We start from the raw sequence: 13069 nt of genomic DNA, 5'->3' as shown, positions 1-13069 counted from the left end.
TTTATTCATCCTATTCAATAAACAACAGGGCTAAACGCACTTGATCATAAGCCATACGTGGACTGGTTGCCTCTACAATTGGACGCAGCTTGATTGAGCCATCTTCAGTGAAATGTTCAGGATTTTGGCGTTTTTGCAATTTCTTATAGATTTTGCGCACCTCTTCCACTACTTCATCGCCAGGATGAGCTACTGAAATATCCAGATTCTGTTCTTTGTGCAAACGTGCCAAATGATTGATGATGGTTGCAGGAGTCAGCCCTCTTTCACTGGCAATATCTTCAATATCATAACCCTCTTCAAACAGCGCCTTGGTTTCATCCAGAGTCGCGGTGGCATAACTTTGCTTTCCACCTTTGCTGAGCTTTTTCTCATTACGGCTAATTTCAGTCGGATTTAGCGTACCACCACAATGACGGATAAATGCATTTTGCTGTGTGGTTAAATCAACGTTTTCAAAATTGACTTCGGCTTCAGTAGAAAGTTCCTGAAAACGGCGATCCGCCTTAATGGCCAGACTATCCAACTCTAAAGCCTGATCATTAAAACCCAGTAGTTTTAAACCATTCAGGGACTTTAACCGCGACAGGGCCACATAGCCCTGACCTTTTTCAAAGGTATGGGTCAGGTTGATTTCTGCGGCTTCCAGTGTCATGCCCTGACTTTTATGGATGGTGATTGCCCAGGCCAAACGTAAGGGAATCTGCTGAAAACTAGCAATCACCTTGCCTGCCTCATTTTCAATCGACCAAGTTTCTGGCTCAACCAATAAAGTTGTACCATCGGTCAATTTTACTTTAGGCAAAATACCGTTCTGATCATCTTCCTCAAAACTAATCACTTCTCCCAAGCTGCCATTGATATAGCCAAGGTCAAAGTTGTTTTTCACAAACATTACCTTGGCATGCTTTTTTAGGGTCAGTTCTTCAGGCGCACGTACAGACGATTTCAATGTTTCAATCAGCTTTTCATTACCATCCAGCACCGCATTAAACTGATGGCTTTCATTGTCAATCTCATTGAGATGTTGATAGTTGATATTATCGACATCCATATTATGGGTATATAAACGGGTAAAGGTTTCACCAATATCGTGCTGGCGTGATTGCTGTAACGCTCGAATATGTTCGGCCTGAATACTCTGCGCCCGAATCGCATTTAAAATCTGGTTGAGGATTTCATCATCCTGACGGTGTTGTTCGGTGAGATAACACACCCGAAATTTCGCCTCCACCCAAGCCTCAGACATAAAGCAGAATTTATCCCGATTGGCTTCACCATTACGCCCGACTGGTGGCAACTGGAAAAAATCGCCAGCGACAATGACCTGAATACCGCCAAATGCCTCATCACTCTCTTTAAAGTATTTTAATACCTGATTGACCAGATTCAGTTGTTTGGCATGCAGCATTGAGATTTCATCAATGATGAGAACCTGCGCATTTTCCAGATGCTCTTTTAAATATTTACGCTCTTTCATACGCTTGAGATCGTCATCACTCAAATGGTCTTTAATCCCAATACCCGCCCAGGTATGAATGGTCATCCCGTTCATGTGCGTTGCGGCAATCCCTGTAGATGCAGTAATGGCAACAGGCACCTTACGTGCCTTTAGATAATTAATGTATTGATTAAGCGTATAGGTTTTTCCTGCACCTGCTGAACCCGTTAAAAAAACATTTTCTCCAGCTTTCAATAATTTCAGTGCAGTCTCTTGTTTCATAATTTCATCAGGTAAAAGTAGCAACCCATAGCTTACCGATTTTTTCTCAAAAATAAAAACCTAAACCGATCTGGAAAACCGCTCATATCTCAGATTGCCATTGACATCCAGATGTTTTCATTTAATGTGTTGATGAATGAATTTAGACTTTACATCAAAAATGAATACTTTAAATTTTTATATTTATCAACCAGATATCCTAGGGGATGGTTATCAGCAACTGACCCTAAACTTTGCTGATGATTATGATGGGAAAGTTGTTGCCACATTGGTGCGAAAAAAAGCTGCTCAGGCCACCAAAAAGGCTGTGTTGTATGTTCATGGCTTTACCGATTATTTCTTTCAAAAAGAAATGGCTGAACAGTTCAACCAGCATGGCTATGACTTCTACGCACTTGACCTTAGAAAATATGGTCGTTCCAAACTCCCCCATCAAACCCTGTATTATGTGCGGGATTTACGTGAATATGATGCTGAAATCAGCAAGTCACTGGAGATCATCGGTCAGGAAAACCATAATCAGGTTTTGCTTGCTGGACATTCAACAGGTGGCTTGATCACAACCTTATATGCAGCACACTATCCTGACCATCGTCTGGTTAAGGCGTTATGGGCAAATAGTCCATTTTATGATTTCTTTAAGAGCATCATTGAGAAAAAAGTGGGGATTCCATTGCTGAGTGAATTTGGCAAGCGTTTCCCAAATGCCAAGTTTCCAAGCGGTCTAAACCCGTGGTATGTACCAAGTTTGCATAAAAAATTTCATGGTGAATGGGAGTTTAATCTGGAATGGAAACCTGAATCCATGCCATTTGTACAACTGTGCTTTGTGCATGCCATCCATGAAGCGCAAAAAGAAATCCATAAAGGCATTACACTGAATATTCCAACCCTGATCATGCATTCACATCAATCCAAATACCCTAAAAAATGGGGAATTGATGCCCAGCAAAGCGACGTCATTCTTGATGTCAAAGACATGACCAATAATGCCAAAAAAATGAAAGGTGATATACAGACTTTATCAGTACACAACGGTTTGCACGATCTGGTACTTTCAGCCCCACCAGTACGGGAAAAAGTATACCAGGACTTATTTGCCTGGCTTGAGCAAAAAATGCCTTAACTCACTTCCAATATAGTGACTTTATAAACCATGAATACGATGGCAGCTTCATTACCTAAAACAGTTTATGCAATTCAACATCTTGCCTTTGAGGATTTAGGTTCTCTGGAAGATGCTTTTTATCAACTTGGCTTCCGCGTCCGTTATTTCGAAGCGGGTGTTGACGACCTCAGCCCAGCCCTCAATTATGAGGGTTTAACCATCATCCTCGGTGGGCCAATTGGTGTTTATGAAACTGAGGACTACCCTTTCCTGATTGATGAGATTGCGTTGCTTAAACAGCGTTTGGCAGCCAATAAACCCACCATTGGTATTTGTCTGGGGGCGCAGTTAATTGCTCATGCACTGGGTGCCAAAGTCTATGCTGGACACCAAAAAGAGATTGGCTGGGGCAAACTGGACATTCAGCCTGTTGCTGAAAATATTCTGGCAGCGCTTGAAGATACCCATGTGTTGCACTGGCATGGTGATACATTTGACTTACCAGATCATGCGACCTTATTGGCAAGTTCAGATATTTATCCTCATCAAGCCTTTGCGATCGGAAAGCAGATTTTAGCCTTACAGTTTCATCTGGAAGTCAGTCAATACAGCTTTGAGAAATGGTTAATTGGTCATACCTGCGAAATACGTCATGCCAATTTGTCTATTCCCCAGTTAAGACAGGATAATCTGCTTTATGCAGCCCAATTGGAAAATCAGGCACAAAAAATTATCCAACGTTTTTTAGAAAATCTCAGCCATTAACATAAAATGGTGGAAATCAAAAAGCCTAGATGTTCTAGGCTTTTGCGGCTTTAGACACCTAAATGATTAATGCTGTTGAATTGATTTTTGCATCTGTGTCGTATTCTGCTTCTGTTGCGATGGCATATAATCAGGCTCATTGCTAACAGCAAGAAAGAAGAAGACTAAAAACAAACAGCCTAATAAAATACTGATTCCAACGGTGAGATATGGAAATTTTGCTTGCTCTTTAGACATATCGTCTGCTCCTATTTAAATACTAAAATTCAATACTGCATCATCTACATCATGGATAATGCCCTGTAACTGGCACCATTTTGAATACGGGTTTGCATATATTCAGCATAGACCGACAACTTTTCAAAAATGTGTTCTGAATAAAACATATCTTCAATTAAGTGAGCGGCCTGTTTTTGGCTAAACTGGCCAATCTGTGCCACCAGTTGCGCATTCAGGTTCGAAAACAAAGTACAAATCGTTTTATGAAACTCATCTTTGTTTTTAAACAATAATTTTCGGGTATTAATCAATTTACCATTAACACTAGGTTCTGTTGTATCGCAGCAAATCACCTCAATTTTTATCTGCAAATAATCCTGCAAGATTTGAATTTTATCCTGATTTAGAGGTAAATGTGTAATCAAAAAAAGATGGGAAATATCTGTTCGACAGAGGGCTTTAACCAAAGCTCGAAATAGAAAATCAGCTTCTTTTTTAGGCTGTTCAACCAAATCCACATAAAGCTTTAGGCTTTGGAGCACTTCTTCAATTTTTAAATTGACACTTTTCTCAGCCTGATAATATTGATTGAGGATCGCCAAAACAGCGGTTGAAATCGGTGTTGTATAAATCACGGGCTGATTTAAATTGGCAATAATAAATGGGGCAAACAAATACCCAAGATTATTGTCATTTTCCTCTATTTTTGCTTGCACAATATAAGCGACTTTTTCTTTAGAAAAGTCTCTTAATACCTTGCCTCGTAACAAGGTTGCTTCAAGATTTACATAGTCAAGATGTAGCTGTTCTTGTACTGCTTGCGAAACCTCGCCATCCTGAAAAAGCTGGGTTATCGCATTAAGTTCTTTAGTTACAAACATCGCCCTATACACCTTTCAGCCAAACCATTGTCTTCTGATTGATCTGTACGTTTTGTATATTATTTAACAAGCCGTACCATTCTTGGTGTTATTTTGTAGAACATATCAATCGCTGAATAGCTACAGAGGCTGTCTAAAAAAATATAACAGATGATTTATTTCCATCCCATCTGTTATAAAATTAGATAAATTACACACAATACTCATAAACAGGTTCTCATTTTGGATTCAGTACCTTATGTATAAAGCAGAACAGTTAGCGCATAGCCTGAAACTTCTCATCCAGAACGGGACATGGGAGCCGCACAGCAAACTGCCATCTTTGCGTGAACAGGTACAACGCTCAGGCTTGAGCCTCATCACAGTCATGAATGCCTATCAGGAGCTGGAAGCACAGGGACTGATTTATTCAAAGGAAAAGTCAGGTTATTTTGTGGCTGAACAGAATCATATCCAGATTCCACAGGCCTATTCGGTGGTCTCTTTAAACCCCAAAATTGAAATTAACTCTTTGGTGTTTAAATACCTCAAGTCGATTCAATCCAAACAGGTCAGCCCACTAGGCTCTGCATTTCCAGATAGTCAGTTACTCTATCCACCCAAACTGATTCAGATTATGGGGCAACTTTCCCGTAATCGACATAGTTATGATCAGACAAGCAACCTACCGCCTGGGAATTTAGCACTCAGAAAACTGATTGCTCAACGCTATTGTATGCAAGGCATTCCAACTGATGCAGATGACATTGTCATTACATCTGGTGGCTTAGAGGCTTTGAATCTTTCACTGCAAGCGATTACCCAGCCTGGCGATTATATTTTACTACAGCAAACCATCTTTTATGGTGCATGGCAGGCTGCGGAACGCTTGGGTTTAAAGGTAATTACTCTTCCTGAGCACCCACAGCATGGCTTCGATATTGAAGCCTTTGAGCAAGTCATCAAAAATTATCCAATTAAGGTCTGCTGGTTTATGCTGAACGCCCATAACCCGATTGGATTTACTGTCAGTGATGAGATCAAATATAAAATCGCCAAGCTGTTGCATGAACATCAAATTCATTTGATCGAGGATGATGTTTATGAGGAACTGTTTTATGGCAATCAAAAACCCTTGCCAATGAAGTATTTTGACCAACAGAATCTGGTGTTGCACTGCTCTTCTTTTTCCAAAACCTTGGGTTCGGGGTTCCGTATGGGATGGGTCTATGCTGGCAAATTTTCCGAACATATTCAGCATTTGCAATTGATGAGCACCATTTCAGCCAATGCGCTGATCCAGAATGCACTGGTGGAGTTTCTCTCCCATCATCATTATGAAAAGCATTTAAGAACGCTTAGACGGGCTTTGGAAAAGAATAAAAAACAATTTTTTCAATATCTCAAACAACATCTACCGAAAGACTGTAAGGTATATAACTATCCAAGTGGCTATTTTCTTTGGATTCAGTTGCCAGACAAAGTCAGCAGTATGCAAGTCTATGAACAGCTGATTCAACAACAGGTCGGCGTTGCACCAAGCCCCTTATTTAATGTGTTGTCCTCGCATCAGCATTTTATCCGTATGAATTGTTCTTTCGAATGGACCGAACAGATTCAGCATTCGCTAAAACTCTTTATTAAAACGATTCAGTTGGTGATGTCGGATGAAGTGGCTTTGGACAAATAGCTTTTCCGATACTGACTCGGTGTTTCGCCAAACATCTTTTTAAAAGCGCGAATAAAATTGGTGGCTTCTTCATAACCCACCAGACCTGCAACGTTCTGAATAGTATATTGTGGTTGTTGCAGTAACTTCCTGGCTTGACTAAAACGTACCTCAGCCAAAATCTGTAAAAAAGTAGTTCCTTGTGCCTGCAAATGTCGCTTGATGGTTCGTTCAGACATATTCAAGCGTTGCGCAATTAAAGGAAGTGTTGGATAACCATTGCTTGAGTTATAAAGTAGTTCAGATTTAATACTTTTTTGCAGATCCCGCGTTGTTTCTTTGACTAATTTAAGTTTGTCATTTTCGCAATACAATAATGCCTGCTGGAATGCGACTTGATCAGCATTAGGATTTTTACAATGCAGATATTGCTTGGGAAAACGCAAACCATTGCGTTGCTGATTAAAATGAATCTTGATTTGGGAGAGATCGATACGTTTATAATTCTGTGCATCGGACCAATCGACAAAGACCTCACAACGTTCAACAATTTTTTCAGAAAATACACCAAGAAAATAAATTGCGCCAAACAGCAAACTCTCAATCAGAAAGTGACGTAATTGATCAGATTGCTGCTGATTGCCAAATTTAACAGGATGTACACCATCCAAATAGACATAGACAAAGTCTTCATCAATAAACGATTCAGGAGTAAAGTTCTGGATTCGTGTACAGAAATACTGTTGGCACAGCGTTAATGCAGTTTCAACATCCGTACAACTCAGAAATGCAAAACCTAAGGCTCCATGCGAAGTGGGACGTAATTTAAAACCATATTCAATACCCAGACGCGGATTTCCCGTCAGCCTTAAAGCATTCACCACCAGCTTTGACCATTGATGCGCACTCATTTTGGCATCGGCTTGTTTCATTTCTGTGAGCATTAATCCTGTACCAGCCAAAACTGTTTCAGTATCAATCGCATAATCATGCACAATTTCTAATAATAGATGTGCATAAGAAACCGAGATGGTTTCCTGAAACAATCCAAAAGGATCTCGCATCGCACATCCCCTGTCCTAAAATGATCATCAATATGGCATAGTCACACCTATTGTGCGAGTGTTTTATTCGAAATAATGACTGCAATCAATCAACCATCGCAGAATGAGGAAGCGCTTCAATGACCACCATGACGCTTGATCAACAGCAGTCTATTTATGTTCTCACCTTAACCAATGGCGATCAGGACAATGCCTTAAATCAAGATGTGCTAAATGAATATATCGAGATCTTTGATGAAATCGAACGTGATTCGCACAATGCTTGCCTAGTCATTCAAAGCGACCATCCCAAAACATTTTGCAATGGCTTAGACCTCGCATGGTTAATGCAACAATCCATGCAAGATAAAAAAGCCTTTACCTTACAACTGGAAAATATGCTGCTGCGCTTGGCTTTGCTTAATCTACCTGTCATTGCGGAAATTAACGGCAATGCTTATGCTGGTGGTGCAATCTTGGCATCTGCATGTGATTTTCGCTTGATGCGGGCAGATAAAGGACGTTTTTGCTTTCCCGAAGTCAAACTCACTATTCCTTTCACTGACTGTATTGCAGAGATTGTGCAGCTCATTCCCAATCACCATGCGATCTGGGAGATGTCATTAACAGGCAAATCTATGACAGGGATTGAGTGCTTAGACGCACATGTGGTTCATCAGATTCACCCTGCCGAATCATTAAATACTGAAGTATTTAAGTTTGCTGAAGAGATGTCACAAAAGCATCGCCAAACCTATGCCGTAATCAAACGTCAGTTACGCCATCGCATTGTTGAAATTGCCAAGCAACGACAGCTATACAATCCAGAAAAATTTGCACATCCATTTATGATTTAAATCAGCTTTTATAACAACTCGAATATAGGACATCTACATGAGTAATATGCAAGGAAAAACCATTTTTATTACTGGTGGTAGCCGAGGAATTGGCAGAGCCATTGCGCTGAAAGCAGCACAAGCTGGGGCAAATGTTGTCATTGCAGCAAAAACTGAAGTGGAAACAGCGAAATTAACGGGCACAATTTATAGCGTCGCCGAAGAGATTGATGCTGCTGGCGGCAAAGCTCTGCCCATACTTTTAGATGTGCGAGATGAACAGCAGATTCATGCTGCCATGCAACAAGCAGCCAGGAAATTTGGTGGTATTGATGTATTAATAAACAATGCAGGTGCCATTGCACTTACAGGTGTCGAAGCCACTTCCTTAAAACAATATGACCTGATCCAAACCATTAACCACCGTGCGACCTTTATTTGTGCGCAGGCCGCTTTGCCCTATCTCAAACAAGCACAACATCCGCATATTTTAAGCTTATCGCCACCTGTAAATATGTCGCCTAAATGGTTAGGCATGCTCTCGCCTTATGCCTTGTCTAAGTATGGTATGACAATTCTGACTTTAGGTATGGCAGAAGAGTTCCGTCACTATGGCATTTCCTGTAACACGCTTTGGCCTGAAACTTACATTGCAACGGCAGCAGTTTCGAAAAACCTAGGTGAGGAAAATACCTTACAGGTCAGTCGTAAACCTGAAATTATGGCAGATGCGGCTTATGCGATTTATACCACCGCCAAAGGTGAACTGACGGGACAAAGCCTCACCGATGAACAGGCCTTAGCCAGAATTGGCATTATGGATTTTTCTAAATATGCTTGTGTTGATGGTCATACACAACTACAAAAAGATTTCTTTCTGGATTGATCTGGGTGCAATATCATTTTTAGCAACCTACTCAAATAGTTGAACTGAACCATTTAGTTCTATTCTATTTATCAAGGTTGAAAGCAGCCAAAAAGCTGCCTTTCAATCTTGAAAACGCTCCATTTATAAAAGTTTCCACTATTTTTAACTGCACCCACCCACCAGCAAGGTTAAGAACCAGCACCATTCATAAACAGATAAAATTTGAGCAATCACATTCCAACCACAAATATATTCATCTTAGCTTTTGATTTATAAGCATATAAAAATAAAAAATTATTTTTCAAATTTAACCCAAATAACAAGATAGACATACAGTTTGCCAAAATATTAAGCATGTCATTATAAGTTTGCATGCTAAACTATGCCTTGGTTTGAAAAAGGATCGTCTTGACTATGCAGTTTGTTCATCTCGGTATACATACAGAATTTTCGATTACCGAATCGATTGTTCGCATACCCGATTTGGTCAAAGTTGCTGCTGCAGAAGAAATGCCTGCGCTTGCCATCACCGATTTGTCCAACCTGCATGCGGCGATAAAATTTTACGGCGCATGTCTGGGTAAAGGCATCAAGCCTATTATGGGCAGTGTCATTCGCCTGAATGATGCTGAACATCGCGCAACTTTGCTTGCCATGAGTAACAAGGGATGGCGGAATTTAACTGAGATTGTGTCGCGTGGTTTTATTGAGGGACAACAACTCAGCACACCCTGCATACAAAAAGAATGGATACTCGAACAGGCGCAAGACCTGATCATTCTGCTGGGTCAGCACAGTGATGTTGGCAAGATGCTCTGCTCATCCAACCCACAGAAAGCTGAACCGTTACTGGAAGCGTGGATTGAGAAATTTGGCGACCGTGTTTATTTAGCCCTGACCCGTACCGAACGTGTTGGCGAAGAGGATTTTATCCTACAGGCTGCAAAACTTGCCGCAAAATATCAAATTGGTGTGGTGGCACACAACGATGTGCATTTTATTGAGCAGGACGATTTTGAAGCGCATGAAGCCCGTGTATGTATTGCCGATGGTTATGTCCTAAGTGACGACAAACGCCCCAAACCCTACAGCCCTGAACAATATTTTAAAACGGCCGAGCAAATGTCTGAACTATTTTCAGACATTCCAAGTGCCCTGGAAAACACCTACGAGATTGCGAAACGCTGCAATGTCAGCTTACAGTTGGGTACTTATTTCCTACCTGACTTCCCAATTCCAGATGGCTATACCATTGACACCTATTTTGAGCATTTGTCGCGTACAGGTCTGGAAGAACGTCTAAATCATCTTTACCCAGTTGAAAAACGTGGTGAAGACTGGGCAGAGGTTCGCCAGCCCTACGATGAGCGAATCAAGTATGAAGTCGACATTATCCTGAAAATGGGATTCCCAGGTTACTTCCTGATCGTCATGGACTTTATCCAGTGGGCAAAAAATAATGGCGTACCTGTGGGGCCTGGTCGTGGTTCAGGTGCAGGTTCACTGGTTGCTTATAGCTTAAAGATTACCGACCTTGACCCACTGCGTTATGATCTACTGTTTGAACGTTTCCTGAATCCTGAACGTGTCTCCATGCCCGATTTTGACGTGGATTTCTGCATTGCAGGCCGTGACCGTGTAATTGAGTATGTGGCACAGCATTATGGTCGTGAAGCGGTTTCACAGATTGCAACATTCGGTACTATGGCAGCCAAAGGTGCGATTCGTGATGTTGCCCGTGTACTGGGCAAGTCTTATGGTCTGGCTGACCGTATTTCCAAAATGGTGCCAACCAAACCGCTGGGTGTGGATTTAAAGCAAGCGATTGAAATGGAGCCGCAGCTCAAGGATATCGTCACCAATCCATCCAACCCAGATCATGATGATGCCGCCGAAATCTGGGAAATGGCGCTCAAGCTTGAGGGCATTACCCGTAACACAGGTAAGCATGCGGGCGGTGTGGTCATCGCACCAGGTAAAATTACTGATTATTCCGCGGTGCTATGTGATGCTGATGGCACTAACCGCGTTGCACAATATGATAAAGATGACGTTGAAGCTGCAGGTCTGGTTAAATTTGACTTCTTAGGTTTGCGTAACCTGACCGTTATTGAGGATGCCGTTCAGAATATTAATAAAAGAATCAAGTCAGATACCCCACTCGACATTGCCAATGTTGAACTGGATGATAAAGATGCCTATCTGGTCTTTGCCGAGGCAAACACCACTGCGGTATTCCAGTTTGAATCCGTCGGCATGAAAAAGATGCTCAAGGAAGCCAGACCGAGCAAGTTTGAAGAGATTATCGCGTTCGTTTCCCTATACCGTCCTGGCCCGATGGACCTGATTCCAGACTTTATCCACCGTATGCATGGTGGCGAGTTTGAATATCTGCATCCATTGCTTGAAAGTGTATTGGAACCCACTTATGGCATCATGGTGTATCAGGAACAGGTCATGCAGGCAGCACAGTTCTGTGCAGGCTATACGCTGGGTGGCGCGGACCTGCTGCGTCGCGCCATGGGTAAAAAGAAACCCGAGGAAATGGTCAAACAGCGCCAGATCTTTATTGAAGGTGCTGCCAAGAAAGATATTGATGAGGCAACCGCGAACCATATCTTTGACTATATGGAAAAGTTTGCTGGCTATGGTTTTAACAAATCACACGCCGCAGCCTATGCACTGGTTGCCTATCATACAGCATGGTTAAAGGCACATTACCCTGCCGAATTTATGGCGGCGGTATTGTCATCGGAAATGCAGAACACTGACAGCATTGTATTCCTGATCGATGACTGCCGTAACAACAAACTCGACGTATTGCCACCCTCTGTCAATATGTCGCTATACCATTTCCATGCCAGTGATGAACGCACCATTGTTTATGGGTTGGGTGCAATCAAGGGTGTGGGCGAACAGGCAATGCAGTCGGTGATTGATTCACGCATCAAGGAAGGCCCGTATAAAGACCTGTTTGATTTCTGCCATCGTATTGACCTGAAAAAAATCAATAAACGCACACTTGAAGCCTTGATCCGTGCAGGTGCGCTGGATTGTCTGGGCATTGAACGTTCCAGCCTGATGGCACAGCTTCCAGAAGCGGTCCAGGCGGCTGAACAGGCACGTAGCAACCGTGAAACGGGAATTATGGACCTGTTTGGTGAGGTTGAAGAAGTTCAGCGTAAACCAGCCAAACCTGTCAAACCGTGGTCAGATGAAGTCCGTTTAAAAGGTGAAAAAGATACGCTGGGCCTGTATTTAACAGGTCACCCGATTGATACCTATCGTGCTGAACTCAAGCAATTTGTTTCTGTAAAACTAAACGAACTGACGCCAACAAGACGGGGTGTCACCAGCATTTTTGCGGGTCTGGTGGTGGATATTGCCAACTTCCCGAACCGTATTATGATTACCCTAGATGATGGCACTGCCCGTGTTGAAATCAGCTGCAATCATGAACGTTTCCAGCGCCATAAAGACATTATTAAACTGGAACAGGTGGTGGTGATTGAGGGTGAGATTTATGAACGTGAGGGCTTTGACCGCCCGATGGCACGTTTAAGCAAGGCATTTAATTTAAATGAAATACGGCAAAAACGGGCACAGAACATTCAGATTCGCCTGGCACATGACCTGATGGGTAAATCTTTGGCAAAAGATCTGCAAGGCATGCTTTTACCTTACTGCAACATTGATATGTGTCAGCATATTGGGGTGAAAATCCAGCTTGAGCAAAGTTTTGCAAGCGCTGAACTTTTGCTGGGCGCACAATGGAAAGTTGCCCCACTTGACGAGCTACTCGCTAAACTGCGTGACTATTTCGGCAAGGATGCGATTTACATCGAATATCAGGTCAAGTCTAAAGCTGCCAAAGTGGTTGAAACGCCAAAAGTTGCGGTTGTTGCGCCACCTCCTGACAATATGTCAATGGACGAAGCTTTAGACCTCTATCAAGCCGAAGTCTCCCAATATTCTTAA

10 protein-coding genes are annotated in these 13069 nt (G+C 42.1%); 6 read left to right on the top strand and 4 right to left on the bottom strand.

Translation table 11 applies throughout. The annotated features are described in order from the left end of the window. Positions 1-10: 10 nt before the first annotated feature. Positions 11-1723, bottom strand: coding sequence for an AAA family ATPase (locus F973_RS02510; protein WP_004759831.1), 1713 nt, complete (start codon positions 1721-1723; stop codon positions 11-13). Between the two features lie 160 nt (positions 1724-1883). On the opposite strand from F973_RS02510, the gene F973_RS02505 reads away from it, so the two are divergent. Both F973_RS02505 and F973_RS02500 read left to right on the top strand, forming a co-directional pair. Then, positions 1884-2849, top strand: a complete 966-nt coding sequence (locus F973_RS02505; RefSeq protein WP_034432197.1) for an alpha/beta hydrolase — start codon at positions 1884-1886, stop codon at positions 2847-2849. A gap of 30 nt (positions 2850-2879) precedes the next feature. Beyond that, entirely contained in the window at positions 2880-3596 is a 717-nt protein-coding gene (locus F973_RS02500) for a glutamine amidotransferase (protein WP_004759829.1), read from the top strand. 66 nt (positions 3597-3662) lie between these two features. Here F973_RS02500 and F973_RS15200 read toward each other — a convergent pair whose 3' ends face one another. Then, positions 3663-3833, bottom strand: a complete 171-nt coding sequence (locus F973_RS15200) for a cbb3-type cytochrome oxidase assembly protein (protein WP_004677895.1) — start codon at positions 3831-3833, stop codon at positions 3663-3665. Between the two features lie 44 nt (positions 3834-3877). Then, a complete protein-coding gene (locus tag F973_RS02495; protein WP_004759828.1) occupies positions 3878-4696 on the bottom strand; it encodes a hypothetical protein in 819 nt (272 codons plus the stop codon). Between the two features lie 238 nt (positions 4697-4934). On the opposite strand from F973_RS02495, the gene F973_RS02490 reads away from it, so the two are divergent. Continuing rightward, positions 4935-6365: an aminotransferase-like domain-containing protein gene (locus F973_RS02490; protein ID WP_004759827.1), complete on the top strand. Its 1431-nt coding sequence runs from the start codon at positions 4935-4937 to the stop codon at positions 6363-6365. On the opposite strand, the gene F973_RS02485 is transcribed toward F973_RS02490, so the two are convergent. After that, entirely contained in the window at positions 6326-7408 is a 1083-nt protein-coding gene (locus F973_RS02485; protein ID WP_004759825.1) for an AraC family transcriptional regulator, read from the bottom strand. The two genes, F973_RS02490 and F973_RS02485, sit on opposite strands and share 40 nt — an antisense overlap. Before the next feature lie 119 nt (positions 7409-7527). Here F973_RS02485 and F973_RS02480 point away from each other — a divergent pair, with 119 nt between their 5' ends. The 3 genes from F973_RS02480 (at position 7528) to dnaE (ending at position 13069) form a co-directional block, all read left to right on the top strand. Beyond that, complete coding sequence (locus F973_RS02480; protein WP_004759824.1) at positions 7528-8244, top strand: enoyl-CoA hydratase/isomerase family protein; 717 nt, start codon at positions 7528-7530, stop codon at positions 8242-8244. A 37-nt stretch (positions 8245-8281) separates the two neighbouring features. Beyond that, positions 8282-9109 (top strand): SDR family oxidoreductase, encoded by an 828-nt coding sequence (locus F973_RS02475; protein WP_004759822.1) that lies wholly within the window; start codon positions 8282-8284, stop codon positions 9107-9109. 396 nt (positions 9110-9505) lie between these two features. Continuing rightward, a complete protein-coding gene (dnaE, locus tag F973_RS02470; protein ID WP_004759821.1) occupies positions 9506-13069 on the top strand; it encodes a DNA polymerase III subunit alpha in 3564 nt (1187 codons plus the stop codon).

It is taken from the genome of Acinetobacter sp. CIP 102129, from assembly GCF_000368305.1.
Lineage (GTDB): Bacteria > Pseudomonadota > Gammaproteobacteria > Pseudomonadales > Moraxellaceae > Acinetobacter > Acinetobacter parvus.
The sequence above is the reverse complement of the archived record's forward strand: the minus strand, read 5'-3'. Positions and strand labels throughout refer to the sequence as shown.